The 26,128-nt window shown below is 62.5% G+C and carries 24 protein-coding genes; 8 read left to right on the top strand and 16 right to left on the bottom strand.

Features of this window, described 5'->3' with window-relative positions:
• Window positions 1-15: 15 nt before the first annotated feature.
• Genes PMM47T1_RS06275 through PMM47T1_RS06255 form a run of 5 tightly spaced genes read left to right on the top strand, consistent with a single transcriptional unit; the run spans window position 16 to window position 5,072 of the window.
• Complete coding sequence (locus PMM47T1_RS06275) at window positions 16-468, top strand: MarR family winged helix-turn-helix transcriptional regulator (RefSeq protein ID WP_008366874.1); 453 nt, start codon at window positions 16-18, stop codon at window positions 466-468.
• Window positions 465-2,552: an FUSC family protein gene (locus PMM47T1_RS06270; RefSeq protein WP_008366873.1), complete on the top strand. Its 2,088-nt coding sequence runs from the start codon at window positions 465-467 to the stop codon at window positions 2,550-2,552. The genes PMM47T1_RS06275 and PMM47T1_RS06270 overlap by 4 nt, the downstream gene beginning before the upstream one ends.
• Entirely contained in the window at window positions 2,549-2,758 is a 210-nt protein-coding gene (locus PMM47T1_RS06265; RefSeq protein WP_008366872.1) for a DUF1656 domain-containing protein, read from the top strand. Before PMM47T1_RS06270 ends, PMM47T1_RS06265 begins: the two co-directional genes overlap by 4 nt.
• Window positions 2,755-3,648 (top strand): efflux RND transporter periplasmic adaptor subunit, encoded by an 894-nt coding sequence (locus tag PMM47T1_RS06260; protein ID WP_008366871.1) that lies wholly within the window; start codon window positions 2,755-2,757, stop codon window positions 3,646-3,648. Before PMM47T1_RS06265 ends, PMM47T1_RS06260 begins: the two co-directional genes overlap by 4 nt.
• On the top strand, window positions 3,645-5,072 hold the full coding sequence (locus PMM47T1_RS06255; protein ID WP_008366870.1) for an efflux transporter outer membrane subunit: 1,428 nt from the start codon (window positions 3,645-3,647) through the stop codon (window positions 5,070-5,072). Before PMM47T1_RS06260 ends, PMM47T1_RS06255 begins: the two co-directional genes overlap by 4 nt.
• A 141-nt stretch (window positions 5,073-5,213) precedes the next feature.
• On the opposite strand, the gene PMM47T1_RS06250 is transcribed toward PMM47T1_RS06255, so the two are convergent.
• Together PMM47T1_RS06250 and PMM47T1_RS06245 are read right to left on the bottom strand one after the other, a co-directional pair.
• A complete protein-coding gene (locus PMM47T1_RS06250; protein WP_008366869.1) occupies window positions 5,214-5,975 on the bottom strand; it encodes a slipin family protein in 762 nt (253 codons plus the stop codon).
• Between the two features lie 3 nt (window positions 5,976-5,978).
• Window positions 5,979-6,464 (bottom strand): NfeD family protein, encoded by a 486-nt coding sequence (locus PMM47T1_RS06245; RefSeq protein ID WP_157212960.1) that lies wholly within the window; start codon window positions 6,462-6,464, stop codon window positions 5,979-5,981.
• A gap of 79 nt (window positions 6,465-6,543) precedes the next feature.
• Between PMM47T1_RS06245 and PMM47T1_RS06240 the strand changes: the two genes are divergently transcribed.
• Complete coding sequence (locus PMM47T1_RS06240; protein ID WP_008366867.1) at window positions 6,544-6,783, top strand: DUF2789 domain-containing protein; 240 nt, start codon at window positions 6,544-6,546, stop codon at window positions 6,781-6,783.
• 174 nt (window positions 6,784-6,957) lie between these two features.
• On the top strand, window positions 6,958-7,596 hold the full coding sequence (locus PMM47T1_RS06235) for a hypothetical protein (RefSeq protein WP_008366866.1): 639 nt from the start codon (window positions 6,958-6,960) through the stop codon (window positions 7,594-7,596).
• A 66-nt stretch (window positions 7,597-7,662) separates the two neighbouring features.
• Here the strand turns inward: PMM47T1_RS06235 and PMM47T1_RS06230 are convergent, their stop codons facing one another.
• The 9 genes from PMM47T1_RS06230 to PMM47T1_RS06190 all read right to left on the bottom strand — a co-directional run bounded on the left by PMM47T1_RS06230 (window position 7,663) and on the right by PMM47T1_RS06190 (window position 19,495).
• The gene (locus PMM47T1_RS06230; protein ID WP_008366861.1) at window positions 7,663-10,137 is read right to left on the bottom strand and encodes a TonB-dependent siderophore receptor; all 2,475 of its coding nucleotides are present in this window, start codon (window positions 10,135-10,137) and stop codon (window positions 7,663-7,665) included.
• Between the two features lie 121 nt (window positions 10,138-10,258).
• A complete protein-coding gene (locus tag PMM47T1_RS06225) occupies window positions 10,259-11,227 on the bottom strand; it encodes a FecR domain-containing protein (protein WP_043300800.1) in 969 nt (322 codons plus the stop codon).
• Window positions 11,217-11,717: a sigma-70 family RNA polymerase sigma factor gene (locus tag PMM47T1_RS06220; protein ID WP_043300827.1), complete on the bottom strand. Its 501-nt coding sequence runs from the start codon at window positions 11,715-11,717 to the stop codon at window positions 11,217-11,219. Before PMM47T1_RS06220 ends, PMM47T1_RS06225 begins: the two co-directional genes overlap by 11 nt.
• A gap of 238 nt (window positions 11,718-11,955) precedes the next feature.
• On the bottom strand, window positions 11,956-12,423 hold the full coding sequence (locus PMM47T1_RS06215; RefSeq protein WP_008366858.1) for an SRPBCC family protein: 468 nt from the start codon (window positions 12,421-12,423) through the stop codon (window positions 11,956-11,958).
• Window positions 12,424-12,448: 25 nt separating this feature from the next.
• On the bottom strand, window positions 12,449-15,838 hold the full coding sequence (locus PMM47T1_RS06210; RefSeq protein WP_008366857.1) for a non-ribosomal peptide synthetase: 3,390 nt from the start codon (window positions 15,836-15,838) through the stop codon (window positions 12,449-12,451).
• Window positions 15,839-15,852: 14 nt separating this feature from the next.
• A complete protein-coding gene (locus tag PMM47T1_RS06205) occupies window positions 15,853-16,782 on the bottom strand; it encodes a diiron oxygenase (RefSeq protein WP_008366856.1) in 930 nt (309 codons plus the stop codon).
• The gene (locus PMM47T1_RS06200; protein ID WP_008366855.1) at window positions 16,779-17,552 is read right to left on the bottom strand and encodes a DUF3050 domain-containing protein; all 774 of its coding nucleotides are present in this window, start codon (window positions 17,550-17,552) and stop codon (window positions 16,779-16,781) included. Before PMM47T1_RS06200 ends, PMM47T1_RS06205 begins: the two co-directional genes overlap by 4 nt.
• A gap of 532 nt (window positions 17,553-18,084) precedes the next feature.
• The gene (locus PMM47T1_RS06195; protein WP_008366852.1) at window positions 18,085-18,732 is read right to left on the bottom strand and encodes a thioesterase II family protein; all 648 of its coding nucleotides are present in this window, start codon (window positions 18,730-18,732) and stop codon (window positions 18,085-18,087) included.
• A gap of 73 nt (window positions 18,733-18,805) precedes the next feature.
• Complete coding sequence (locus PMM47T1_RS06190; RefSeq protein ID WP_008366851.1) at window positions 18,806-19,495, bottom strand: GntR family transcriptional regulator; 690 nt, start codon at window positions 19,493-19,495, stop codon at window positions 18,806-18,808.
• A gap of 338 nt (window positions 19,496-19,833) precedes the next feature.
• On the opposite strand from PMM47T1_RS06190, the gene PMM47T1_RS06185 reads away from it, so the two are divergent.
• Window positions 19,834-20,205 (top strand): hypothetical protein, encoded by a 372-nt coding sequence (locus tag PMM47T1_RS06185; protein WP_008366850.1) that lies wholly within the window; start codon window positions 19,834-19,836, stop codon window positions 20,203-20,205.
• A 165-nt stretch (window positions 20,206-20,370) separates the two neighbouring features.
• Here the strand turns inward: PMM47T1_RS06185 and PMM47T1_RS06180 are convergent, their stop codons facing one another.
• From PMM47T1_RS06180 to exbD, 5 genes are all read right to left on the bottom strand, one after another.
• The gene (locus tag PMM47T1_RS06180) at window positions 20,371-21,771 is read right to left on the bottom strand and encodes an aminoacyl-tRNA deacylase and HDOD domain-containing protein (protein ID WP_008366849.1); all 1,401 of its coding nucleotides are present in this window, start codon (window positions 21,769-21,771) and stop codon (window positions 20,371-20,373) included.
• 90 nt (window positions 21,772-21,861) lie between these two features.
• The gene (gene recG / locus PMM47T1_RS06175) at window positions 21,862-23,937 is read right to left on the bottom strand and encodes an ATP-dependent DNA helicase RecG (protein ID WP_008366848.1); all 2,076 of its coding nucleotides are present in this window, start codon (window positions 23,935-23,937) and stop codon (window positions 21,862-21,864) included.
• Entirely contained in the window at window positions 23,934-24,866 is a 933-nt protein-coding gene (locus PMM47T1_RS06170; protein WP_008366847.1) for a hydrogen peroxide-inducible genes activator, read from the bottom strand. Before PMM47T1_RS06170 ends, recG begins: the two co-directional genes overlap by 4 nt.
• Before the next feature lie 93 nt (window positions 24,867-24,959).
• Window positions 24,960-25,703, bottom strand: a complete 744-nt coding sequence (locus PMM47T1_RS06165) for an energy transducer TonB (protein WP_008366846.1) — start codon at window positions 25,701-25,703, stop codon at window positions 24,960-24,962.
• Entirely contained in the window at window positions 25,700-26,125 is a 426-nt protein-coding gene (exbD, locus tag PMM47T1_RS06160; protein WP_008366845.1) for a TonB system transport protein ExbD, read from the bottom strand. Before exbD ends, PMM47T1_RS06165 begins: the two co-directional genes overlap by 4 nt.
• Window positions 26,126-26,128: the final 3 nt, after the last annotated feature.

Raw genomic sequence — 26,128 nt, 5'->3', positions numbered from 1 at the left:
GTGTGTTCCTGTCCAATGAACCTCGACAAGCTGCACCTCAACATCAGCAGTGGGATGGTCATGGCTGCCCGTCACTGGCGCCGCATCTGCCAGACAACGCTGGCCAACTACGGGATTTCCGAAGCCTGTGCGGTACCGTTGCTGATCATCGTGCGCCTGGGTGACGGTGTGCGACAGGTCGCGGTGGCTCATGCTGCCGGCCTGGAAAGCCCCTCGTTGGTGAGGTTGCTCGACCAGCTGTGCTCGTCAGGCTTCGTGATGCGTACCGAAGACCCCACCGATCGTCGCGCCAAGGCCCTGAGCCTCACGCCCGCCGGGCGCGAGCTGGCCGAGGCCATCGAAGGGGAGTTGGTACGCCTGCGCCGCGAAGTGCTGCACAACATCGCGCCGGCCGACCTTGAGGCCGCCCTGCGGGTGGTCAGGGCGTTTGAAGAGGCCGGGCAGGGCACGGTGGTGCACTCGTCTTGAAAGCCTTCTTCAGTGATGTCCCGCCGCTGCGGGACTGGTTCTACGGCGTTCGTACCTTCATTGCTTCGATGGTGGCGCTGTACGTCGCCATGAAACTGGAAATGCCCCGGCCCTACTGGGCCATGGCCACCGTCTACATTGTTTCCAGCCCGTTTGTGGGCCCTACCACGTCCAAGGCCCTGTACCGGGGAATCGGCACTTTTGTCGGCGCGGCGGCGGCGGTGCTGTTCGTGCCGATGTTCGTGCAGACGCCGTTCCTGCTGGCGCTGATTGTCGCGGCCTGGACCGGCACCCTGCTGTTCCTGTCCCTGCACCTGCGCACGGCCAACAGCTATGCCCTGATGCTGGCCGGCTACACCATGCCGCTGATCGCACTGCCGGTGGTGGACAACCCGACGCTGGTGTTCGACATCGCTTCGGCGCGTTTCCAGGAGATCTGCCTGGGCCTGATCAGCGCTGCTGTCATTGGCTCCATCTTCTGGCCGCGGCGCCTGGCGCCGGTGCTGGGCGACGCCACGCGCAAGTGGTTCGGCGAGGCCACCACCTATAGCGACCGTTTCCTGTCGCGGGAAATTACCGCTACCGAAGTGGGCACCCTGCGCGCCTCCATGGTCGCCACGTTCAACTCCCTGGAATTGATGATTGGCCAGATCCCCCATGAAGGTGCGCTGCCGCAAACGGTTCGCAATATCAAGGAACTGCGCGGGCGCATGATCCACTTGCTGCCCACCATCGACGCCCTGGACGATGCGCTGATTGCCGTCGAGCGTCGCACCGAGCTGATCGCCGTGCTAGCGCCGGTGCTGGAAGACGTGCGTCAGTGGCTCAAGGAAACCAGCCACGGCGCCCCGTTGGAGCTGTGGACCGAGTTGCACGCGCGCCTGGCCGCGATGCAACCCAACCCCGAGGCGCTGGATGACCGCCGCCAGTTGCTGCTGTCCAACGCGCTGTATCGGCTGGGCGAATGGATTGACCTGTGGCAGGACATGCGCACCCTGCAAACGGCCATCGAGACCGAAGACCAGTCGCAGTGGCGCGCGGTCTATCGCCACTGGCGACTTGGACGCCTGTCGCCGTTCTTTGACCGTGGCATGATGATGTACTCGGCATTTACCACCATCATGGCCATCGCCGTTGCCTCGATGATCTGGATTTTCACCGGTTGGGCTGACGGCGGTGGCGGGGTGATCCTGGCAGCCGTGGCGTGCAGCTTTTTCGCCGCCATGGACGACCCAGCGCCGCAAATCTACCGGTTCTTCTTCTGGACGCTGATCGCGGTGGTGATGTCCAGTCTCTACCTGTTCCTTATCCTGCCCAACCTGCATGACTTCCCGATGCTGGCGCTGGCGTTCGCGGTACCTTTCATCACGGCTGCCACGCTCACCCTGCAACCGCGTTTCAACCTGGGCATGATGCTGACGCTGGTCAACGGCGCCACGTTCATCAGCCTCGACACCGCCTACGATGCGAACTTCCTGGCCTTTATCAATTCCAACCTGGCCGGGCCGGCAGGTTTGCTGTTCGCCTTCCTCTGGACGTTGATGGTTCGGCCCTTCGGTACCGAGCTGGCGGCCAAACGCATGACCCGCTTCAGCTGGCGCGACATTGTCAGCCTTAGCGAAAAGGCGACACTGGCCGAACATCGGGCCATGGGCGTGCAGATGCTCGACCGCTTGATGCAGCATTTGCCGCGCCTGGCCCAGACCGGCCAGGACACCGGTGGCGCGTTGCGCGACCTTCGCGTGGCGCTGAACATGCTCGACCTGCTGGCCTACATGCCGCGCATTCCTGTTGGCCCGCGGGCTCAGGTACGCCAGGTGGTGGATGAAGTGGGCGGTTATTTCCGCGCCTGCCTGAAGGCCCGCGAACGCTTGCCTGCCCCCATGACTATCCTCATGACCATGGACCGTGCCCGCCGGGCACTGAGCCAGCAGAACATGGGCGATGGGGCTGATACGCGGGTACAGATGCTGCACTCGCTCAGCGGCTTGCGCCTGGCGCTACTGCCTGGCGTGGAAGTGGTGATCGAGCCAAGCGATGCCCCCGAGCTGCCGACGCACGGCCTGGATGGAGCCCCTCTATGATCGGTGAAATTGATGTAAGCGGGATTTTCCTGCCCACGTTGCTGGTGATGATGGCTATCACCTATGTGCTGTTTCTGATGGTGCATGGCGTGCTCAATCGCCTGCACTTTTATCGCCTGGTCTGGCACCGGGCCTTGTTCAACGTTGGTCTGTACGCGCTGATGCTAGGCGCGGTGGACGCACTCTGCCGAAACCTGATGACATGAAAAAACCTCTGTTGACCTTTGGCCGCCTTGTTCTGACCTTGCTGGTGGTGGCACTGGCCACCGTCGTGGTCTATCGCATGGTGATGTACTACATGTTCGCCCCCTGGACCCGCGACGGCCACATTCGCGCCGACGTGATCCAGATTTCGCCGGACGTGTCCGGGCTGATCCAGGACGTGGCCGTGCGTGACAACGAAGTGGTCAAGCGTGGCCAGGTGCTGTTCACCATTGACCAGGACCGCTTCAGCCTGGCCCTGCGTCAGGCCAAGGCCGCACTGGCCGACCGCCAGGAAACCATGGCCCAGGCCCAGCGCGAGGCCAAGCGTAACCGTGGCCTGGGCAACCTGGTGGCCAAGGAGCAACTGGAAGAGAGCGACTCCAAGCTGGCGCGTGCCCAGGCTGCGCTGGCCGAGGGCCAGGTGGCCGTGGACACTGCGCAGTTGAACCTTGACCGCTCGGTGATCAAAAGCCCGGTAGACGGCTACCTCAACGACCGTGCGCCGCGTGCCCATGAGTTCGTGGCGGCGGGCCATCCGGTGTTGTCGGTGGTCGACAGCAGCTCGTTCCACGTTGATGGCTACTTCGAAGAAACCAAGCTGCCGCTGATCAACGTCGGGCAAAAGGTCGACATCCGCGTGATGGGTGACAACGCCCGCCTGACCGGCCACGTGCAGAGCATCGTCGCCGGCATCGAGGACCGTGACCGCAGCAGCGGCTCCAACCTGCTGCCCAACATCAACCCGGCGTTCAGCTGGGTGCGTCTGGCCCAACGGATTCCGGTGCGTATCGCCTTCGACGACGTGCCGGAGCACTTCCGCATGATTGCCGGGCGCACCGCCACCGTGTCGATTATCGATGACGCCGGCCAGCCTGTGGAGACCAGCCGATGAATCACGGTGTGCGTCTTTCGGCGGTGGCCCTTGGGCTGCTGCTGTCGGCTTGCCAGATGGTCGGACCCAATTACCACCAGCCCAAGGACAGTGCGATCAATCGCGCCGATTTCCAGGGCAGCCTGGCCACCGGTGACAGCAACGTGGTATCGGCGCCGGTGCCGGGGGATTGGTGGAAGCTTTACAACGACCCGCGCCTGGACCAGTTGGTGAACCAGGCGCTGGTGTCCAGTACCGACTTGCGGGTGGCTGCGGCCAACCTCAACCGCGCCCGTGTGCAGATTGAAGAAGCCCAGGATGCCGGTGGCTTCACCACCAAGGCCGAGGCAGGTGCCCAGCGCTTGCAGGAGTCGGCGGAATCGTACTTGCAGGCCGAGAAGATCCCGGTGGCCAACGTCGGTAACCTGTCGCTGAGCACGTCCTACCAGTTTGACCTGTGGGGCACGCTGCAACGCGGCGTCGAGGCTTCCCAGGCCAACGCCGATGCGGCGCAGGCCGCTGCCGACACGGCGCGTATCACCCTGGTGGCCGAAGTGGTGCGTTCCTACACGCAAATCTGCGCTGCCAACGAAGAACGCAACATTGCCCAGAAGTCGCTGGACCTGCAAATGCAGGGCGTGCAACTGACCCAGCGCCTGCGGGATGCAGGCCGCGGCGATGAAACCCAGGTCACGCGTACCCAGACACAATTCAAGTCGTTGCGCGCCGACCTACCGAAATTCGAAGCTGAACGCCAGGCCGGGCTATACAAGCTGGGCATGCTGTTGGCCAGGCCGGTGAACCAGCTGCCGGCGGGTACTGCTGACTGCTCCGAACTGCCGAAGATTGCCCAGGTGATGCCGGTAGGTGATGGCGCAGCGTTGCTCAAGCGCCGTCCGGATGTACGCCAGGCCGAGCGCAAGCTGGCGGCCGCCACCGCTGAAATCGGTGTTGCTACCGGTCAGCTCTACCCGGACATCAGCATTGGTGCCACCGTGGGTTCGGTCGGTTTCCTCAAGCATTTGGGTGAAGACACCACCAACCGTTGGGGCTTCGGCCCGCTCATCAGTTGGACCATCCCGGGCAATGGCGCCCGCGCACGGGTACGTGAAGCGCAGGTATCCACACAGGCGGCCCTGGCCCACTTTGATGGCGTAGTGTTGAACGCCGTGCGCGAAGCACAGACCGGCCTGGCTCAGTACACCGCCTTGCTCGAACGTCGCGACGCCCTGGCGGACGCCGAAGAATCGGCCCGCCAGGCGGCCGACCAGACCCACCGCTTCTATATGGCCGGGCGCGAGTCCTTCCTGGCGGACTTGCAGGCCACCAAGACTTACACCGACGTGACGGCACAACTATCAGCGGCCAACACCCAGGTGGCGATGCAACAGATCAACGTGTTCCTGGCGTTGGGCGGCGGCTGGGAAACCCCGCAGAAAAAATAACATCGCCTATCAACGGCCGCGGCGACCGAGTGGCTCGTAGGCGCTGCCGCCAGGCTGCGAAGGCTCGCGCAGCGGGCCCGCGATCAGCCAGACACCGCCGCAGGTCCTGCGGCCCTGACTGCAGCTTGTACATGTCACCAGTCAAGTGTTCTTGTTGGAGAGGTCGGCCATGCCCTTGAGCAGCTCGATGGGCAGCGGGAAGACGATGGTCGAGGTTTTGTCGCCGGCGATGGCGCCCAGGGTCTGCATGTAGCGCAGCTGCATGGCGCCCGGTTGGCGGCCAAGCATTTCGGCGGCCTGCATGAGTTTTTCCGAGGCTTGCAGTTCGCCTTCGGCATGGATCACCTTGGCGCGCCGTTCGCGTTCGGCCTCGGCCTGTTTGGCGATGGCGCGCACCATGGATTCGTTGAGGTCCACGTGCTTGATCTCGACGTTGGCCACCTTGATACCCCATACGTCGGTCTGCGCGTCCAGCACCTGCTGGATGTCCATGTTCAACCGTTCGCGTTCGGCCAGCAGTTCGTCCAGCTCATGCTTGCCCAGTACGGCGCGCAGGGTGGTCTGCGCCAGTTGGCTGGTGGCCATCAGGTAGTCCTCCACCTGAATGATTGCCTTCTGTGGGTCCAGCACGCGGAAGTACAGTACGGCGTTGACCTTGACCGACACGTTGTCACGGGTGATGACATCCTGGGGCGGTACGTCCAGCACCACGGTGCGCAGGTCCACGCGGACCATCTGCTGCACGACCGGAATCAGAATGATCAGCCCCGGGCCCTTGACCTGCCAGAAACGCCCCAGCTGGAACACTACGCCGCGTTCATATTCGCGCAGGATGCGAAAGGTGGACAGCGCCAGCATGAACAGCACCACCAACACGGCGGCATAGCCGATTTCAATGAACATGGTTCATTCTCCCGAAGCCGGCTTCGCTGCCGCGACTTCCAGTTGCACGCCACGACGTGCCAGCACTTTCACCTCTTCACCTTCCTTCAGGGGGTTGGTGCAGCGCACTTGCCACTGCTCGCCTTGCAGCTGAATCCAACCGGCGCAGGGGTTGTCCGACTGCAGGGCGGAAACCAGGGTTACCTTGCCCACCAGTTCGGTGTCGCCGCCCACGGGCCGCCTGCGCGCCGCGCTGATGGCCATGGCCAGTACGGTGATCAACAACACCACCCCAACCGCGGCGATCGCCAGCACCAGGGTGCCCGATACGGCAATGCTCGGCCCCTGGACGTCGACCAGCACCACCACGCCCAGCAACAGCACCACAAGGCCGCCCACGCCCAGTACACCGTAAGTGGGCAGCAGCGCTTCGATGGCCAGCATCACCAGGCCGAACAGGATCAGACCCACGGCCGCCTGGTTGACCGTCAACACAATTACCGATCCCACGTGCACCTCCGGGTGAGCACTCGACGTCTGTATCAAAGTTGCCTTTACTTAGAGTTTAGTTGACCCCGAGGGTAGCCACATGGAATCGCCCAACCATAGCCTGCCGGCCTTGTTCGAACAGTTGGGCCTGGCGTCGGATGCCGCCGGCATCGAAAAATTCCTCAGCAGCCACTCGCCGCTCAAACCGGGGCTGAAGTTGCACGAGGCATTTTTCTGGACGCCTTCCCAGGCCGCGTTCCTGCGCGATGAAATTCTTGAAGATGCCGACTGGGCCGAAGTTATCGACCAGCTCAACGAAATGCTGCACAAAGTGCGCTGACCCTGCCGCTTATCCGCTACCGCCGTGCTTTTGACTTTGCTCGACAGCAATTGTCGCAGCCTGTCCTATGCTCTGATTTATCGGGTTCCTGTGGTCTGTTCATGACCGCGCGGCGGTACTCACGCGGATTCTTTCAGTCATCACTGGCCCCGGGTCAATGGGATGATAATAACTATGAAAGATTCCTATGCTCCAGGCTTCTGGTGCGCCACCACGGCGCTCGGATTGATTACTGCCACTTACTTCTATGGGGTCATACAGGCCCATCAGATCGAACAGGCTCTGGTTTTCTTCAATAGCGCGCTGGGCCTGATCGGCGTGCTGGCGATGGCGGTGCTGGCCTGGTCGATGCACGAAAATGCTTTGTTGAAAAAGCGACGGCAAACCCAAGGGCACACCCTAGTGCGCATCTGGGATACCAAGGTTGCCCTGCGCAAGGTCGAGACCGTGTTCGACCGCTATTTCTGGGGTAACTACTGGCAACCCGGGCGCACGTTTCAGGAGGTGATGGGCGACCTGGCGGGTACACCGCTGGAGAAATCCCTGGAGGCGCTGACCCGGCAATGCCAGGGGCTCGACGAGGAAATACATAGCCGCGACTGGCACTGGCTGGAGGATGCCCGGGAGTTGTCGGGCGTTGCCACGGCACTGGCGCGCCAGCGTTACCTGCTGGATTTCTGCGACCCGCGCAGCAGTGTCAAGGGCGGTGCGATCCTGGACCGGGAAATGGAAGTGTTGGTGTACACCTGGTCGACGCGCTTGCGTGCCTTCGACCACCAGCTCGATGAGCTGGAGACCGAATATACCGTGTAGGCACCGCACGCGCCTTGCGGCGGCTGCCACGAGCCGCAGCAAGACCGCGTCAGGGTCGCCAACACGTCAGAACTTGTAGCTCAGGGTGGCGGTGACGTTGCGCTCTTCGCCCACGTAGCAGAAGTTCAGGCTGGCGCAGGTGGCCACGTATTTCTCGTCGGTCAGGTTGTTGGCATTGACGCGCAGGTCCAGGCCCTGGAGGCCGATCTTGCCCAGGTCGTAGCCTACCGAGGCATCGTATAAGGTATAAGCCGGCACCTTCATGGTGTTCTCGGCGTCAGCCCAGCTGTAACCCACGTAGCGCACGCCCGCACCCAACCGCAGGCCATCCAGTGCGCCACTGCTGAATTTGTAGTCAGCCCATACCGACGCCATCTGGCGCGGTGCCTGGGTGGGCGAGTTACCTTTGTTCTCGATAATGTTATCGGCCGTGCTCAGCGTGCTGACCATTGATTTGGTGTATTTGAGGTCGGTGAAGGTGTAACTGCTCAGCAGCTTCAGGTTATCGGTAAGTTGCAAGTGCGCTTCCAGCTCCACGCCCTGGGAACGCACGGCGCCGACGGCACGGTAGAAGTTTTCCTGGGGCAGCTTGGTGGCCAGGTTCTCCTGATCAATGCGGAACACCGAGGCGGTGTAGAGGTTTTCCGTGCCTGGCGGCTGGTACTTCAGGCCGGCTTCCCACTGGGTGCCGTCAGTAGGAGGCAAAGGGTTGCCGCTGGCGTCGGAATAAGAGTTGGGGTTGAACGACTCCGAGTAGCTAAGGTAGGGCGCGATGCCGTTGTCGAACAGGTACAGCACGCCTGCGCGGGTGGTCAGCTTGCTGCGATCGTCGCTGATCGTGGTGCCCACAGGGCGGTCGGTTTCGGCAATGCGGTTCTCATCCGAGGTTTTCACCCAGTCCTGGCGTACGCCCAGGGAGAAGCGCCATTTGTCCAGCTCGATCAAGTCTTGCAGGTACACGCCGGTCTGTTGCAGGCGGCGCAGGTAGCTGGTGGGGCTGTAGTAGCTGATGGTGGAGTTGCCGTATACCGGATTGAAGGCATCGATGGCCGCCAGCGAACCGCTGGTCCAGTCCACCACGGTCTTGCGACGCTGGTAGTCGACGCCCAGCAAGGTGGTGTGTTTGGCCGCGCCGGTGAAGTACTCGGCTTGCAGCATGTTGTCGATGATGAACGAGTGCAGCCGTTCGCTGGCGCCCGAGTAGTAGCGGTTCAGCTCGTTGCTGGTGGCGCTGGTGTAGCCATAACCGTACACCTGGTCAAGGTCGACCTTGGAGTCCAGGTAGCGGAAGTTCTGCCGGGCGGTGAAAGTGTCGTTGAAACGGTGTTCGAACTGGTAGCCGAATGACTGCTGGTCGCGGCTGTAGTGGTCGATGTCCGGTTCACCTTCAAAGAAGTGCTCGGAGATGCGCTGGCCGTTGCGCTGGTGCAACAGGCCGTCCGCCGGCAGGCCGCCGTGGTAGCCGCCTTCGGGGTCATGCTGCAGGTAGGCTTGCAGGGTGAGTGAGGTGTCTTCGTCGAAGTCGATACTCAGGGTTGGCGCGATGGCGTAGCGCTTTTCTTCGTTGTGGTCGAACTGGGTGTCGGACTGGTGGGTAAGGCCTGTCACCCGGTAGGCGATGTGTTTTTCGTCATCCAGCGGGCCGCTGAAATCGAAGCCCACGCCGTGCTCGCCCTGGGTGCCGACCGTGGCCTGAATTTCGTGGTAGTCCTCGTACAGCGGTTTCTTGGTGGTTAATGCCACCAGGCCGCCCGGCGAGCTGCGACCGTAGAGCACCGATGAGGGACCCTTGAGAATGTCTACCCGCTCCAGGAAGTACGGGTCGATCTGCATGGTGCTGTAGGTGCCGCTATCACCCATGGACTTGAGGCCATCGATGTAGATGTTATCCACAGAGCCGTCGTTGAAGCCGCGCATGGCGATGTAGTCGTAGCGGTGGGTGGCGCCGTAGGGGTTGGTCAGCACGCCGGGTGTGTAGCGCATGGTCTGGGCAACGGTTTGCGCGCCCTGATCGTCCATTTGCTGGCGGGTGACCACCGACACGCTTTGCGAGGTTTCCAGCAGCGCGGTGCTGGTTTTGGTGGCGATTTGGCTGTGGGTGGCGTTGTACCCGTCCGTGCTGCCCAGCGCGTTGCCCAAGGAAAAGCCGCGCACGTCAGTGGCCGGCAGGGTCATTGCCTCGCCTTGGGTTTCCTGCAGCACGAAGCGGGCGCCGTCTGCGCGGGTTGCCTGCAGGCTGCTGCCGGCCAGCAGCATGCTCAAGCCTTGCTGGACGCTGTAGTTACCTTGCAGGCCTGCGCTTTGCTTTCCTTGGGTTAGCGTGGGGGTGGCGGCCAGGGTGATGTCAGCCTGGCGGGCAAACTGATTCAGGGCTTCGCCTAGAGGGCCGGCGGCGATGCTGTAGGTGCGGTCGGCAGATTGCGTAGCGCCTGGCTCTGCCGCTTGCACGGCGATTGGCAGGGCGGCCACGCCGACGGCTGCCGACAGCAGTGCGGCGCGCAGGTCCAGGGGGAAGCGAGTCAAAGGGGCTTTGCCAGTCATGGTGCGGTTCCAAGGGGGCATGAACAGATGAATTACTGTCCAAGCCGGACGGGCTGGCAAAACCCGCCAAAAAAAATTTTACAAACGTGTGGGAACTGACAAGCCAGCTGCCACAAGACAATTATCCTTGCAGGCTTTCCAAGCGAACCCAGAAACGGGTTCGGCTGTGCAGGCGCACTGGCAGCGCCTGCGGCAGCAAGGCCAGCAACTTGTCGGTGTCATCGAGGCGGAACACCCCGGACAGGCGCAGGTCGGCTATGCCCGCCGCGCAACTGAGGTAGCCATGGCGGTAGCGGTTCACCTCTTCGAGGAAGGGTTGCAGGCGCATGTTGCGGGTTACGATCAGGCCATCGGCCCAGGCGCCCATGTCCATGTCCGGCGTGGCCATCAGGCGAGGGCCAGCCTGGTCTACCTGCCAGCTCTGGCCAGCCTGCGCCCACGTCAGTGAGCCGCCTTGCGGTGAATGGATGGCGACTTTGCCGCGGGTCACGCTCAGACGCGTGCAGTCGTCTTGCTGGCGCACGGTGAAGCGGCCGTTGCCGGTTTCGAACAGGGCATCGCAATTGCTTACCTGGAAAGGCCGTGGGTCGGCTTTGCAACTGATCATGATTTCGCCGTGCCTGAGGCTGACCAGGCGTTGTTGGCGGCTGAAGCGGATATCAGCGGCGCTGCGGGTGTTGAGCTGCATCGCGGAGCCGTCGGGCAGAACGAAACTGCGACGCTCGCCGACACCGGTGGCGTAGTCCGACGACCATTGTTGCCATTGGTCCAGATCGCCGCCCAGCCAGGCGGCACTGCCCAGCAGGCCGGCCACGCCCAGCAACTTGAGCGCCTGCCGACGGCTCAGCCGCTGGGCGCTGGCTTCCAGTGCCAACCCGGCACCAGGCACGGCGCGGTAGTGGCTGGCCACTTCTTGGTTCAGTGACTGAATGCGTTGCCAGGCCAGTTCGTGGCGCTGGTCGGCGGCTCGCCAGTCTGCGCATTGACGTTGCACGCGGGGGCTGGCGCCAGCGTTGCCCATGCGCATCATCCAACTGATTGCCTGGCGCACTATTTGCGGGTCGGGTGCTGCGCCGTGGTCACTGTTCATAGCGCAACTGGTAGCAGTGAAACAGGGCATCGGCGACATAGCGTTCCACTGAGCGCAACGACACGCCCAACTGTTCGGCAACGTCCTTGTGGGCCAGACCTTCGCACTGCGACAGCAGGAAGGCCTTGCGAACCTTAGGCTTCAGGCCGTCGAGCAAGCGCGCGATACCGTCCAACAACTCCAGCAGCAGGGCGCGGGTTTCCAGGCTGGGAACCTCGGCCGGTGGCAGGTGCGCAATGCTTTCCAGATAGGCGCGGTGTAGCTCTTCGCGGCGCCAGTGGTCAATTACCAGGCCACGGGCGATGGTGCGCAGAAACGCGCGCGGTGCGCTCAGCTCCAGCCGTTCTGTGCGCTGCAGCAGGCGCAGGAAGGTGTCCTGGGCCAGGTCGGCGGCATCGGCGGCATTGCCCAGCCGGCAGCGCAACCAGGTATTGAGCCAGCCGTGGTGATGACGGTAGAGCGAGTGCACGGCATATTCTTGGGAGGACATAGGGACGCGCTGCGCAAACTGCATGAATGATAATTAGTCTTATTTTCATGAAGCTTTACGCATTTTGCAACACTGTGCGCGTTTTGGCGAATTGTGATCTTGTGGAGCTGCCGCCGGGCCGCGAGGGCGCGCGCGGCGTGCCCGCGATCGACATGACACCGCCGAAGGTCCTACGGACCTTTTCGCAGCCTGACGGCAGCTACGGGTTAACCCCGTACAACACAGTTGCTGTTACGGCTCAGACAAAGAGGTTGCGCACGTTGCTCATGGCGTCATCGGCAAACGCCTGCAGGAATGCCTGGAAGTCTGGCAGCGCTTCGGCGCCTCCTTCCCATGGTTCGCCCTTGATGGTCCAGGTCGCCCGCGAGCCCTTTTCGGTCTGGTGAACCTCCATCGACGCCCACAGATTGCCGATGTTCAGGGTGGTGTAGATCAGACTCCAGGTCATGCGCCGCTGCTGATCGTCATGGCTGTTGAGCTGCTCGATGACGATGTTCTCGCCGTCCTTGAAAAACTTCTTGCGCACCGAACGTACGCCGCTGCCGGTCATTTCAATGCGCTCCAGCGCCGGAATGAAGTGGTGGAAACCGGCGAAATCGCCGACCACTTTCCAGACCTTGTCGGCATCCGCGGTAACGTCCACGCCGGCGATCACGGTGCAGCCCAACGGGTTGCGGATGAGGGTGTCGGGAGTCAATGCGTTCATGGTGTTTCTCCTGGGGTAGGGGGGGTCAGATGAACTGGATTTCCTTCAGGTACGCGCAACCCTTGCGCAGCAGCGCCGGGGTTTTGCTGGGGTAGCGCTCGCCCATGCGCCTTACGCCGCTGCGGGCGTTGCCATGGTCGATGCGCGAGATGTCACCGATGTCCTCTTCAAAGCCGTCGAGGTAGAAACCCAGCACGCCGAACAGGGCGTTGTCGCTGTCCACCCGGCCCAGTTGCTGTTGCCACTGGGCAATGCTGACCAGTTCGAATTCGCGTCCGGCTTCGCGAAACGACGCCACGTAGCTGGCCCAGCTCAGGGGTTCGGGGTTATGCAGGTTGAATACGGCTTGCCGAGGCTGATAGCGGCTGCAATGGAAGGCCAGGAAACGGGCAAGGAAGTCCACCGGCATCAGGTCGAAGTTCAGGCTCAGGGCCGGTACCTGGCCCAGTTGCAACGAGCCCTTGAGCATCAGCATCAGCCGGTTCTTGTGCGGTTGGCATACACCCGTGCGGCTGTTGAAGGTGATGTTGCCGGGGCGGTAGAGGTTGGCCCATACGCCCATTTCCCGGGCCCGCTGCAAAATGCGCTCGGCCACCCACTTGGATAGGTTGTAGCCGTTGCGGATGTAGATGGGTGGGGTGTCGGCCGGGGGCTCTTCCAGCACGTTGCCGTCGGCATCGATCACGCTGGAGGCTGACAGTGTGGAAATGAAATTGAAGATCTTCTTGCGGCGCCCCTCGCACAGTTGCAGGCAATGAAACACCGGCTCGACATTGCTGGCCGCCAAGGCTTCGTAGTCGAGCACATGATTGACCACGGCGGCGTTGTGGATCAGCGCCCCATAGTGCTCGTCGATGTATGCGTACAGCTCATCGCTCAAGCCCAGTTGCGGCTGGGTGATGTCGGCGGCATGCACCCGGACTCGGCTCAGGTCCAGGTGCTCCAGACGATTTTCAACCAGTGCCTGATGGAAGCGCTCGTCGGCAGCATGCCCCGGCTGGGCGCGCACCAGACAGGCGACCTCACTGACACCCCAGGCCAGCAGCGCTTCGACAATGTGTACGCCGAGAAAACTGTTGGCGCCGGTGACCACCACCTTGTGCACGTCACCCAACTGATCGAGCGGCAGCGGTTGCAGGTCGAGGGGACGAAACGCATCGCTCAGTGCCTGGGCGCTGACCTGGCGCACCTGGTCTTCCACGCCACTGACCAGCTCGGCGAGGCGCTTGAGGGTGGGCTGTTCGATAAAGCGGTTTATTGAAATGCCCGTGCCGAAGCGTTCGCGGATGTGCAGCAGCATCTGCGATAGCAGGATCGAATGGCCGCCCAGGTTGAAGAAACTGTCGTCGGTAGAGAGGCTCTCGGCGGGAAGCTCGAGCAATTCGCTCCACAGCGCCAACAGCTTCGTTTCGGCTGCATTGGCAGGCGTTAGCCGGGGGCGTTCGCGTGTCTGTGCCTGCGGCAGGCGAAGCAGGGCTTGGCGGTCGACCTTGCCGTTGGCGGTGGCCGGCAGCACGCTCAGCTCGCAGTAGTGCAGGGGCCGCATGTAGTCGGCCAGGTGCCCTTCGGCGTGGGCTTGCAACCGGGTCAGGGCCTGGCCCTCAGCCTGTCGCGGCTGGGCAACGAACGCCAGTAGCCGGCGCTGCGGGTCGACCACCACGGCCACTTGGCCATAGAAGCCGCTGGCGCGCAGGCAATGTTCGATTTCCTCGGGCTCCACGCGAAAACCGCGGATCTTCACCTGGTTGTCGCGCCGCCCGCACAGGGTGATGCCGTCGCCGCCCCACTGACCAATGTCACCGGTGCGGTAGGCCGCGAGGCTCTGGCCACCTGGCAGGGCCAGGGTGACAAAGCGCTGCGCACTCAGGGCCGGGTTGTGCAGATAACCCAGGCCCACGCCGGCACCGGTGATATACAGCTCGCCGGGCGTGTCGTCGGTCACCGGCTGGCCCTGCTCATCCAGGATCAGCACCTGCGCACCGTCGATGGGCCGTCCCAGCTGGCGTGGGTTGTCCCCTGCCCGCATGCGCCGGGTGGTGGCCAGCACCGTGGTTTCCGTCGGCCCGTAGATGTTGTGCAGTTGGCAGCGGCCGGCAAAGGCCTCCAGTACCGCAGGCTCGCAGACGTCGCCCCCGGTCACCAGGTGCTGCAATGCCAGCGGCGCGGCGGCAGGCAGGACACTGAGCAGAGCCGGCGGCAGAAAGGCGTGGCTGACCTGGTGGTCATTGATCAGCGTCAACAGTTGATCGGGGTCGCGGCGCTGGTCGGGAGTCGGCACTACCAGCATTGCGCCAGCGATAAACGTGGGCAGTATGTCCAGCAGTGAGGCATCGAAGCCGATGGTGGAAAATTGCAGCACGCGGCTACCCGGTTGCAGGTCCACGTGCTGCCGGTACCAGGCCTGGAAGTGGTTGAGGTTGGCATGGCTCAAGAGCACGCCCTTGGGCTGGCCAGTGGTGCCGGAGGTATAGATGGCCACGGCGGCGGCTTGCTGGTCGGGCAGGGTGGTGAACAACGGGGCCTGCTCGGTGGCGGGCAGCTTGTCCAATTGCAGCGTGGCCATGCCGTTGGCCGTGAACGGCGCTGCCCCGCTGTGCAGAAGCAGACAGGCCTTGGCGTTCTCGGCGATGGCCTGCAAGCGCAGAGCCGGGTGGAGGGGGTCCATGGGCAGATAGGTTGCGCCGCTGCCCAGTACCGCCAGCAGCGCTGCGTACAGGTCGGCTGACTTTTCCAGGCACACACCGATCACGCTAGGCGTGCCGGGCACCAGGCAGGGTTGCAGCGCAGCCTTTATCGCCATGGCCCGCTGTTGAAGTTCACGGTAACTGAGCGTGCCCTCGGCCAACTGCAAGGCGGGCCGTTGCGCATGGTGCAGCAGGCTGGTGTGCAGCTGTTGCAGCAACGGTGGCTGGGCGGGTGCGTGGCCGGGTTGGTTGAACCGGTGCAGGAAGGCCAGCGGTTCCAGCGCATGCAACCCTTGCTGGTCCAACAGCGCGGCAGCATCGCAGGCTGGCCAGTGGGCGAAATGCTGGGGCGCACGCGCAAAGCGGGTCACTTCCAATGTCATGCGTTCCACCAGGCATTCCACCACGCGCGTGCGCAGCCCCTGGCCGTTGCCGTCCGGTTGCAAACCCGGCGCCTGGCAGATAATCAGGCGCTGCGCCTGGGCGCTGCCGGTCCAGCACTGCCACTGCACGCTGGGCAGGCCGTCGCCCCTGGCTTCCAGGCTGACGCGTAAGCCCAGGTGCAGGCAGCGCGCCAGGTTGGGCGGCAGAGGTACATCGCTGCCGTCTTCGATCAGCAGCTCGGCGAACTCCGCGCTGCCGTCCAACTGGTGCCCGTGATCGCGTAACGTACTGCCCAGCAGGCGTAATGCCGGGCTGGAACCGCACAAAATGATCTGCAGACGTCTCATGGTCTTCTCCTTGGTCAGGGCAGATAAGCGGCCAGGGCATCGCGCGCGCAGGGGCTGTCGAGTATCGAGCTGCCCTGGAAAAACCGCAGGATGTTGGCCAGCAGTGGGTGTTGACGGTTGATCGGAAAGGCCAGGCCCTGCGCCTCTTCACGCAGAGCCTGGCGTACGCTGGGGGCTGGGTGCAGGTGCTCGATCAGCGCCAGGTCGAAGGCCTTCTGGATGTCATTGGTCAGGTAGCGCTCGATGAAGGTCGGCAGCATCTGCGCCAACAGACGCTTGTCGGGGTCTGGGGCGCTTTGCCAATAGATGCGCACCAGGCGGGTCCAGAAGGTCGAGTGGCGCCCCTCGTCCAGCAAATGGTCGGCCATCAGCCCCTTGATCGAGTCCTTGACCGACTCGTCACGGGCAAAGGCCGCAACATCGTTGGTCAGGGTGTTTTCCGCGATTGCCACGCAGATCAGTTCACCGGCCTGGTGCAGGGCTTCGGGCAGCAGCGCCAACGCTGCCGGAATGGCCCGGCTGAGCTCGATTTCACTGGGCAGCGCAACGGGCTCGATACCCGTCAGCTCGATGGTCTGTTGCATGAAGTCCATGGCCACCAGCGCGTGATAGTCCTCGTCCACCACCACGGTCATCGCGTCGTAGCGGCAGGCGAAGGGGTAGGGGGGGGCAAAGCGCCCCCGGGCGATGGCGCTGGCGGTGTGATTAACGATTTCGGTTTCGAAGATCACTACGTCATGGATAAACTTGTACAGGCTTTGCACCAGGGCGAAGTCCCGTTGGTGCGGGCATTCGCGCTGGAAAGTGGCACTGAGTACCAAGGGTTGGCGGCTAAGCGGATAGATCAGCCGCTGGTCGTCTTCCACCCGCCGTCGAGGGCGCGTGCGAATAGTGGCGCGCTCCTCCCAGGCTTCGGCAAATGAGCAATAGTCGGTGGCGTTCATGCGTCCACCTCGGTCCTGGCGTGCATGCTGACGCGCAGGCGATCCCACAGGGCCATGCGGCTGTCGATGGCGGCAAGGGCGGCTTCATGCACTTCCTGCTGGCGCTGCGGGTCGTCGCCCACCAGGCGGTCCAGCAGGGACTGGGCTGCGGGGCCATGGTCGTCAGCGTCGACCTCGATGTGCCGTTGCAGGTAGTAACACAGCGTCGGCGCCTGGCGCTCGGTAATGCCCCAGTCGTCCAGCAGGCGCTGGAACATGTGCGGTATCACGCTTTCGCGGCCATGCAGGAACGCTGCTGCCACCGCGTGGGCAGGCGCATGCAGTGCCGTTTCCAGGGTGTTGCAGACGAAATGGATGGCCGCCGGGTCCGCGTTGACGCTGTGCAAGGCAGTGACGTAGTTGACGCCTTCGGCCTGTAGCGCGACAAAGTGTTCGATCGGGCCGGTATCGGCGCCGATTTCGCGCATTGCGTCCAGGTACAGCTCGAAATGGCTGTAATGACCCTGCTGCAGATGCTGGTCTGACTCCTCACCCAAGACAATCTCATTGATCAACCTGGCTGCCTTGGCATCGCGTGGCGGCAGCCAGGGCAGGTTCACGCACGTCAGTTCTCGTTGCAGGCGTTTGGTCAATGACATGAAATCCCATACGGCAAATACATGGGTTTCCATGAACCGCTGCAACACCGGCAATGAGTTGATTTCAGCGAATATCGGGTGAGCACCCAGTTCGCTTTTTTTCTGTTCAAGCAAAACGTTTTGAAAGGTCATGGCGCTTCCTTAATGTGTTTGAACACGGGGGTAATCAACAACGCGGTTTAATCAGCCTGACGGTTTGTGAACATCTCCTTTACTGAGGGTGGTGGGTGTAAATTAATATTCGAATATTGAGTTCTGGTGCTGATAAGTGGCGCGCCAGTTACGTAGAAAGCTAGACCATTAATTCTCGCTTATTCAAATAAATTTGTTAAAAAACAATAAGATATGAATTTAAGATAATAGGGTTTCGCTAAAGCCTGCGCGGCAGGTTTTAGAGGTGCGAGCGCTCCCCTTTCAACGTTTCAAGGTCAAAATAAATAAAAGTGGGTGAATGCCTCACCCGAAGCACTCGAAGGGCCGGATTTATAAGTTGGTGTGTTTGACGGCACGCGGCCCGGTGGGCGTTGCTCCTGCATGGGTGGCTGTCGGCAGCCCGAAGTTACTCCGGGCCGGTCACGGCCTCAGGCCAATGCAAGAGTGTGCGCTAAATGGCAGATTTTCCATTCGAGGGAGGTTTCTGAACGTGAGTAAAGCGGGGGATGAGTCAGCGGCTGAGTAAGCCCAGGTGGGTGTTGATGATGTGCAGCAGGCGGTGACGCTGGTTATGCAGGAAGAAGTGATCGCCGCACAGTTCGATCAACTCGAATTCGCGTTGAGTGAAATGCCCCCAGGGCAACATGTCGGTCAGTGGATCTAATGTGTCATCAGTGCCATAGAGTGCCGTCAGGGGAACATCCAGGGAATGGCCGAGGGTATCCGACCATGAGTCGGACAGAAGCAGGTTTGCGTGCTGCCGCGGTGCGCGCACCTGGCTGTTGGGGCTGCGGCAGCCGGCGATGAACAGGTGACGGGTTTGCCCGGGGAATGCACGGGACGCGCGCTTGGCGATTTCATAGGCAATGCTGCCACCCAGGCAATGGCCGAGCAGGGCATGGGGCTCGGCCAGCAGTGGCTTGAGTTGGGCAAACGTCTGCTCCAGCAGGCTTGGCCATTCCTGCAGCGCCATTTCATCGCTGCGCGAACCGTGCCCGGGCAGGCATACCGATACCAATTCGATGTGATCATCAAGGTCGCTGGCCCACTCCAGCGTTTGCTGCGGATCGCTGCCGGGGCAGGAAAAGCAGATCAGGCGCATCAGCGCCGGCTGCCCGGAGTTTGCGACCATCAACCACTGATTGCCTTCAGCGTGCACTGGGGTTCCTATGCCCGGGTGATCGGGCCTGTGGTTCCTTGTGCCGCGCTGCCTCCCTGGGCGCGGCAGCCGTTCAGTCCGGCTCGCGTGTGTCCAAATAGTGCCGGATGGTATTTGAAGCGTTGGTCAGGTGATGCTGGAGCACTTTGACGGCGCGTTCGATGTCACGATCGTGCACGGCGTCGACCAGCTCGATGTGGTCTTGCTGGGTGGGTTTGCCCAGGCCCATGGTCGACAGGTGGAAGCGCAGGAACCGTTCTTCTTCGTTGAGTTCGTGTTCGATCAGGCGCAACAGCTTGCGGTTGCTGGTGCCGGCGTACAGTTCCATGTGGAACAGGCGGTTGAGGCGGCCGAGCTCGCTGAGGTTGGTCTCGGTGTCGAGCTGGTCGATATAGCGCCGTGCGGCACCGATGTGCTCCGGCGTGAGGTTGGGAATGGACTGGCGCAGTGCCTCGGTTTCCAGCAGCAGGCGCAAGTTGTAGGTATCAACGGCATCCTCGCCGATCAACGGTGCCACCACGGCACCCTTGTGCATCACGACCTTGAGCAGCGATTGTGCTTCAAGCTGGCGCAGGGCTTCGCGAACGGGCATGCGGCTGACGCCGAACAGCGTGGCCAGTTCCTGTTGTCGCAGGGCCATGCCTGCTGGTAGTCGGCCGTCCAGAATGGCGCTTCGCAGTTTCTCCTCGATGACTGAGCGAGCAAGGTGGGCGGGAACCTGCTCGCTGACCAGAATGGTGCTCAACGACTTTTTGGCTGTCACGATCGGCGTACCTGATCAGTTGTAACGAAATATGTAAAGGATCCAATGAAAGCTAGTGGCCCCCGGCCTGGCTGTCAAACGGGTGTGGCGGGTGTTTATTTGTACGGCATGAATCGTACAGGTGTCAGGTGCATTCCCCCCCGTTTGAGCGCTTATCGTGACGGACTTCACAGGACAATGGAAGGTAGTGGCCGCGGTAGTTTGTTGCGCCTTGCGACGTGGCTATAAATCGTCGATCACGCGTCTAAAAACGACTAATCGAGGGTGAAATGCATAAAATATGCAATTGTGCTGGTGTACACTGCTGCCGTCGCACACATTACTTTTGAGGCGTGTACATGAAGTTTCGCTTTCTGCTCTGGGCCATGGGTTTTCTGATGGCCCGTGCCAGTCGCAACAACCCTGCGTTCAGTCAGCAACTCAAGGATCGTGACCTTGTGTTCCAGTTACAGACACTGGACGGCACGATCGCCCGGCATTTCATCGTCAAGGACATGCGCGTGACCAGTAAGAGTGGCAAGGTCGCCGAGCCGGCCTTTGCCATCGCCTTCAAGGACGCAACATTTGGTTATGAAACCTTGCAGGCGCGCAACAAGCAGTTGGCGTTCATGCAGGGCATTCAGGACAAGACCATCCAGATCAAGGGCAACCCGGCGCTGGTGATCTGGTTCCAGGGCGTGATGAAGTACCTGAAACCGAAGAAGAAGTAAGCCAAGGCAAATGTAGCCGCAGCCGCAGGCCCCGCTGCAGAGCATGTGCCGGAGCTGCCGAAAGGCTGCGAAAAGGTCAGCAGGACCTTCATCGGTGATAGGCCGAACGCCGGCCCGCAGTGCGGGCCTTCGCAGCGTGCGGCAGCTCCACAGGTTCGCTGTGTATCAGTGCTGGGTAAACTGCGAGGCCAGCTCGCGCAGCAGCACCTCGGCGTCCAGCACTTTGCTGACCACATCTTCAGCCTTTTCGCGGCTCAGGCCCAGGCGCTCTAGCAGCTCGTCCGGGATGCCTTCGTCGGCGCCCGAACCAATGCCGCGGCTACGCAGCAACCGCACGGCCAGGCATACCAGGTTGGGGTACTGGGCGTAGTCGCCGTCGTAGCTGGGGTCGTGCTGGAAGCGCAGGGCGCCGGCCAGTTCTTCAGGCATGTCCCAGAAACGCATTAGCCAGGCACCGATCTGCTCGCGGGTAATGCCCAGCAGGTGCTGTTCCACATAGCTGTGGCACAGGTGCGGGTTGACCTCAAGGTGGCGGCAGATCAGCGAGAAGTGCGGTGGAAACACATGCGCCAGCAGCAGGTAGCCGAAGTTGTGCAGCAGGCCCGCCAGGTACGTGAGCCCGGTTTCCGGGCGTTGCGCGCGCGGGATGGCGCGGGTCAGCCCTTCGATGACCGCCGCGGTGTAGATCGACTGCTGCCAGTACGGCGTGGCGTGCTGTGGCTGGTCTTTGGGCAGGCTGAGGGTCTTGCCCAGTGCCAGCCCCAGCGCCAGGTTGATCACCAGGTCGAAGCCCAGCACGCGGACGATGGCGTCTTCCACCGAACGGATCTTGCCGGGCGATGCGTAGTAGGGCGAAGCCGCCCAGCTGACCACTTGCGCGGCCAGGGCAGGATCGGTTTCTACCACGCCGGTAATGTCATCGATCGTGGCGTTGGGGTCCACACGCAGTTTGATTATTTTCTGCGCGGTTTCCGCCAGCGGCGGGATCTCGATGGTGGCTTCCAGGCGCTGCTGGATGCGCCGCGCCGTGAACACCTGCACCGCCTGGGTGATTTCCTTGCGGTCGTCATCAGGGCGGTCAAGGTTGGGACGAATGCTGGTCAGCGGCTCGCCAAAATTGCCCGCGCTGGCCTTGCTGAGCATCTTCTTGAAGTCATCGCGCGAGATTTCCAACAGCAGGCCGGCCTGCCCCGAATGGATCAGCAGGTCACCCTCGTTGAGCAGTTGCTCTTCGTACAGGCAAGGCGAGCTGGTCAGCGCGGGAAGGCCGGGCAATTGCGCCAGCTCGTGCTTGCCGAGCATTTTTTCCATGCGGTCGAGCGGTACGGCGGTGAGCCTGCGGCCGGTCAGTTCGGCCAGGCGGTTGAGGTCCAGCAGATGGTTCTGTGGAAACAGCACCATGAGTGCGCCCACCGCATCGTTGAGCAGCACTGCCTGAACCTTGCGGGCCGGGTTCAGTTGTGGGTGATCAAGCACCTCGCGGTAGCTGATACCCAACTTCCCCAGCATCAACTGAATGACAGACGGGGTGTGCGGGGTTGCGGTGTCCAGGGCAACTTCAGTCATGGTCTGTATCCATATGCTTACTTGGCCGACAGTATACCCAGCTTGCGAGCGCTGCTGGATCCATCGTGCCAAGTCTTTTTTGTCCGGGAGTCATACCTGGCCATATTGCTGGCCGTGACGCAGCCAGCGGTTCAGCAACGGGTCGACGTGTGCTGGCCATTGCGAAAGCAAGGTCTGGGCCGCATCCCTTACGGCGGGGAGAAGGTCGGCGTCACGCATGAGGTCAGCCACCTTGAACTGTAGCAAACCGGTCTGTCGTGTACCGAGCATTTCGCCAGGCCCGCGCAGTTGCAGGTCTTTTTCGGCAATGACAAACCCATCGTTGGTTTCACGCATGATACCCAGGCGCTCGCGGCCAATTTGCGACAGCGGCGGGTGATACAGCAGCACGCAATGGCTGGCCGCGCTGCCTCGGCCCACTCGGCCGCGCAACTGGTGCAATTGCGCCAGGCCCAGGCGTTCAGGGTTTTCGATGATCATCAGGCTGGCGTTGGGAACGTCCACACCGACTTCGATCACCGTGGTGGCGACCAGCAGTTGCAGCTCACCGGCCTTGAACATCGCCATGATGGCGGCTTTCTCCGCCGGCTTCATGCGCCCGTGGATCAAGCCTACGCGCAGCTCGCCGAGCGCGCTGGTCAGTTCCTCGAAGGTGGTTTGCGCCGCCTGGCAGGTCAGCTCTTCGGATTCCTCGATCAGCGTGCACACCCAGTAGGCCTGGCGGCCTTCGGCACAGGCGGCGCGAACCCGCTCGACTACTTCAATGCGCCGACTGTCGGCTACCAGCACGGTGTTGACCGGAGTACGGCCGGGCGGCAGCTCGTCAAGGATCGAGGTGTCCAGATCCGCATAGGCGCTCATGGCCAGGGTGCGCGGGATGGGCGTGGCGGTCATGATCAGTTGGTGGGGGCACATGCGCCCGCCCACACCTTTCTGGCGCAGGGCCAGGCGCTGTTGAACACCGAAGCGGTGCTGTTCGTCGATGATCACCAGGGCCAGGTTGGCGAACTTCACCTCATCCTGGAACAGCGCATGTGTGCCCACCACCATGGGGGCGCCACCGGCGATCTGTTCCAGGGAGGCGACGCGCGTCTTGCCCTTGAGCTTGCCAGCCAGCCACGCCACTTCGATACCCAAGGGTTCGAGCCAGCGCTTGAAGGTGATGAAGTGCTGTTCGGCAAGAATTTCGGTAGGGGCCATAAGAGCCACCTGGTAGCCGGCCTCCAGCGCTTGCAGGGCGGCCAGCGCCGCAACAACCGTCTTGCCGGCGCCCACGTCGCCCTGCACCAGGCGTAGCATGGGCTCGCGCTGGCTGAGGTCGTAGGCAATTTCCTGGCCTACGCGTTGCTGGGCGCCCGTAGGTGCGAAGCCCAGGTTGGCCAAGTATTGCCCAGGCAGGCGGCTGGCCTTGGGCAGCGCCGGCGCACGCAGGGCGCGCAGGCTTTCGCGCAGGCGTTGCTGCGACAACTGGTGGGTCAGCAGCTCTTCGAACGCCAGGCGATGCTGGGCCCAGTGGTGCCCCACGGCCAGCTCTTCCAGGTCGGCATCGGGTGGCGGGTGATGCAGGTAGCGAATGGCTTCGTCCAGCGGCGCCAATTGATGTTCGCGGGCCAGCTCGGCCGGCAGCCAGTCGGGCAGGGTGCGCGGCCCCAGCAGCGCCAGGGCTTGCTGCGACAGTTGGCGCAGGCGCGCCTGGGTCAGCCCTTCGGTGGTGGGGTAGATGGGCGTGAGGGTCTGTTCCACCGGTTCCGGTTCGTCACCGGTCAGGGCGCGGTATTCGGGGTGGTAGATCTCCAGGCCGGAGGCGCCGGGGCGTGCCTCGCCATAACAGCGCAAGTGCGTACCGCGTTTGAGCGCTTCTTTCTGGGCGTTGCTGAAATGATAGAAGCGCAGGCTCAGCGAGCCGGTGCCGTCACCCAGGCGCACCAGCAGGCTGCGGCGCTTGCCCATGGCCACGTCGGCGCCACTGACCACACCTTCGATCACCGCGTCCTGGCCCGGGCGCAAGGCGCCGATGGGCACCACGCGGGTGCGGTCCTGATAGCGCAGGGGCAGGTGGAACAGCACATCCTGCAGGTTTTCCAGGCCGACCTTGGTCAGCTTCTCGGCCATGGCTTCGCCGATGCCCTTGAGGGCCGTGACCGATACGTTGGACAGCTCGGTCATGTCGCAACTTTGCTCAACGCTGTCGGCTTGGCCACGGAGCACAGGCGAATGGAGTCGGCGAGGATCTCGATGGCCTTGGGTCGCGGAAAGCTGGCGCGCCAGGCGATGGCCACGGTGCGGAATGGCGACGGTGGCGTCAGTGGCCGTACATCGATGATGCCCGGGGCATAATGATGGCTGTGCACGGCGGACAGCGGCAGGATCGACACGCCCAGGCCCGAGGCAACCATGTGACGGATGGTTTCCAGCGAGCTGGACTCCACCGTGGTGTGCTTAGCGCCTTCGGTACCCTTCACCAGCGTGGGGCAGGCTTCGAGCACCTGGTCGCGGAAGCAGTGGCCTTCACCCAGCAGCAACAGGCTCTTGTCATTGAGCAGCGACGAATCGATGGTTTCCTTCTGGGTCCAGGGGTGCCCGGCGGGCATCAGCACATAGAAGGGTTCGTCATAGAGTGGCAGCGTCAGTACGTCGGCTTCGTTGAACGGCAGGGCAATGATCACTGCGTCCAGTTCGCCGTTGCGCAACTTGTCGCGCAGGATGTGAGTGAAGTTCTCTTCGATGTACAACGGCATCTGCGGGGCTACCCGGTGCAGTTGCGGAATAAGGTGCGGGAACAGATAAGGGCCGACGGTGTAGATGGCACCGACCTTGAGCGGCGCAGTCAGCTGGTTCTTGCCGGCCTGGGCCAGCTCGCGGATACCCTGGGCCTGTTCGAGGACCTTCTGGGCCTGGGCTACTATACCTTCACCCACCGGGGTGAGGCGCACGGCGCTCTTGCTGCGCTCGAAAATAAGCACACCCAGTTCATCTTCGAGTTTTTTGACCCCCACCGACAAAGTCGGCTGGCTGACATGGCAACGCTCGGCGGCGTGGCCGAAGTGCTGCTCCTGGGCGAGGGTGACGATGTAGCGCAATTCTGTGAGAGTCATAACGTGCGTCCATGAAGTTGCGAGCCCAGCATAGCGGCTGCAATCGATAGACGCACGTTATCAAGGTTGCATCTGTATGTCAGAAACAGATATTCATCTTTTGTCCAACGAGTAGACAAACGGTGCAACCACTTCCAGGCTGCCGTTGTTCAGCAGCTCCTTGGGCGGTGGCGGCAAGGGCTGTGCCCGACGGATCATGTCCAGGGTGGCACGGTCCAGCGCCGCGCTGCCTGACCCACCGGCCAATTCATACGACAGTACCTTGCCTTCGGCGTCCACCACAAAGCGCAGGCGGTTCACGCCCTGCAGGCCACGGCGACGAGCGTCCTCGGGGTACTTCTTGAACTTGGCCAGATGGCGCAACAGGTCACCTTGCCAGTTGGGCAGTGCATTGCTGTTGGACGGCAGCTGTGGCTGCGCGACCGGTGCTTTCGGCGCGGAGTCCTTGGCAGGCGCAGTGTCCACCACCTTCTCGGACGGTGGCGTTTCCTGGGGCGGTTCGGGCTTCTTCTCAGGCTTGGGCGGCTGTGGCTTTGGCTTGGGCTTGGGCTTTTCCTGCTTGGGAATCGCGATCGTCGGCTTGGGTGCCTCGGCCAGCTTGGGCAGCGGCAGCTCTTCCACCGGCGTTGGCGGTGTTGGCGGCGTGATCACCTTTGGCGGTGGCGGCGGCGCCACTTCCGGTACCGGCGCCAGTTCCACCATCATTGCCTGGGGAGGCAGTTCTGGCGGGGGCGCTGCGTGCCAGTTGAGCGCCAGGGCGATGGCCAGGGCGTGAATCCCCAGCACCACCGCAAGACTACCGCCGTAACGCGTCAGCTTTTGGCGCGTCGTGATCATTTCTTCCCTACCGTCTCGAGGCCCACCAGGCCGACTTTCAGGTAACCGGCGCCGCGCAGGGCGTTCATCACCTCCATCAGGTCGCCGTAGTCGACGGTCTTGTCGGCCTGGAAGAAGATGGTGGTGTCTTTCTTGCCTTTGGTCTTGGCGTCGAGCACCTGGGCCAGTTGCGCGCGGTCGACCTTGTCGTCACCCAGGTAAAGGCTCTGGTCAGCCTTGACGCTGAGGAACAGCGGCTTTTCCGGCCGGGGCGCAGGTTTGGCCGTGGAAGCGGGTAGGTCGACCTTGATGTCCACGGTGGCCAACGGCGCGGCCACCATGAAGATGATCAGCAGCACCAGCATCACGTCGATAAAGGGCGTGACGTTGATTTCGTGGTTCTCGGCGAGGTCGTCGCCACCTTCGTTGAGGTGCAGACCCATGGA

The organism is Pseudomonas sp. M47T1 (genome assembly GCF_000263855.1).
Lineage (GTDB): Bacteria > Pseudomonadota > Gammaproteobacteria > Pseudomonadales > Pseudomonadaceae > Aquipseudomonas.
The sequence above is the reverse complement of the archived record's forward strand: the minus strand, read 5'-3'. Positions and strand labels throughout refer to the sequence as shown.

Excerpts from the sequence above, each read along its gene's own strand:
- PMM47T1_RS06170 (WP_008366847.1), bottom strand. The coding sequence starts at position 24,866 with ATGACTCTCACAGAATTGCGCTACATCGTCACCCTCGCCCAGGAGCAG.
- PMM47T1_RS06260 (WP_008366871.1), top strand. The coding sequence starts at position 2,755 with ATGAAAAAACCTCTGTTGACCTTTGGCCGCCTTGTTCTGACCTTGCTG.
- PMM47T1_RS06220 (WP_043300827.1), bottom strand. The coding sequence starts at position 11,717 with ATGTCCTCCCAAGAATATGCCGTGCACTCGCTCTACCGTCATCACCAC.
- PMM47T1_RS06265 (WP_008366872.1), top strand. The coding sequence starts at position 2,549 with ATGATCGGTGAAATTGATGTAAGCGGGATTTTCCTGCCCACGTTGCTG.
- PMM47T1_RS06180 (WP_008366849.1), bottom strand. The coding sequence starts at position 21,771 with ATGACTGAAGTTGCCCTGGACACCGCAACCCCGCACACCCCGTCTGTC.
- PMM47T1_RS06200 (WP_008366855.1), bottom strand. The coding sequence starts at position 17,552 with ATGACCTTTCAAAACGTTTTGCTTGAACAGAAAAAAAGCGAACTGGGT.
- PMM47T1_RS06235 (WP_008366866.1), top strand. The coding sequence starts at position 6,958 with ATGAAAGATTCCTATGCTCCAGGCTTCTGGTGCGCCACCACGGCGCTC.
- PMM47T1_RS06255 (WP_008366870.1), top strand. The coding sequence starts at position 3,645 with ATGAATCACGGTGTGCGTCTTTCGGCGGTGGCCCTTGGGCTGCTGCTG.
- PMM47T1_RS06210 (WP_008366857.1), bottom strand. The coding sequence starts at position 15,838 with ATGAGACGTCTGCAGATCATTTTGTGCGGTTCCAGCCCGGCATTACGC.
- PMM47T1_RS06225 (WP_043300800.1), bottom strand. The coding sequence starts at position 11,227 with ATGAACAGTGACCACGGCGCAGCACCCGACCCGCAAATAGTGCGCCAG.
- PMM47T1_RS06185 (WP_008366850.1), top strand. The coding sequence starts at position 19,834 with ATGAAGTTTCGCTTTCTGCTCTGGGCCATGGGTTTTCTGATGGCCCGT.
- PMM47T1_RS06275 (WP_008366874.1), top strand. The coding sequence starts at position 16 with ATGAACCTCGACAAGCTGCACCTCAACATCAGCAGTGGGATGGTCATG.
- PMM47T1_RS06250 (WP_008366869.1), bottom strand. The coding sequence starts at position 5,975 with ATGTTCATTGAAATCGGCTATGCCGCCGTGTTGGTGGTGCTGTTCATG.
- PMM47T1_RS06240 (WP_008366867.1), top strand. The coding sequence starts at position 6,544 with ATGGAATCGCCCAACCATAGCCTGCCGGCCTTGTTCGAACAGTTGGGC.
- recG (WP_008366848.1), bottom strand. The coding sequence starts at position 23,937 with ATGACCGAGCTGTCCAACGTATCGGTCACGGCCCTCAAGGGCATCGGC.
- PMM47T1_RS06205 (WP_008366856.1), bottom strand. The coding sequence starts at position 16,782 with ATGAACGCCACCGACTATTGCTCATTTGCCGAAGCCTGGGAGGAGCGC.
- exbD (WP_008366845.1), bottom strand. The coding sequence starts at position 26,125 with ATGGGTCTGCACCTCAACGAAGGTGGCGACGACCTCGCCGAGAACCAC.
- PMM47T1_RS06230 (WP_008366861.1), bottom strand. The coding sequence starts at position 10,137 with ATGACTGGCAAAGCCCCTTTGACTCGCTTCCCCCTGGACCTGCGCGCC.
- PMM47T1_RS06165 (WP_008366846.1), bottom strand. The coding sequence starts at position 25,703 with ATGATCACGACGCGCCAAAAGCTGACGCGTTACGGCGGTAGTCTTGCG.
- PMM47T1_RS06215 (WP_008366858.1), bottom strand. The coding sequence starts at position 12,423 with ATGAACGCATTGACTCCCGACACCCTCATCCGCAACCCGTTGGGCTGC.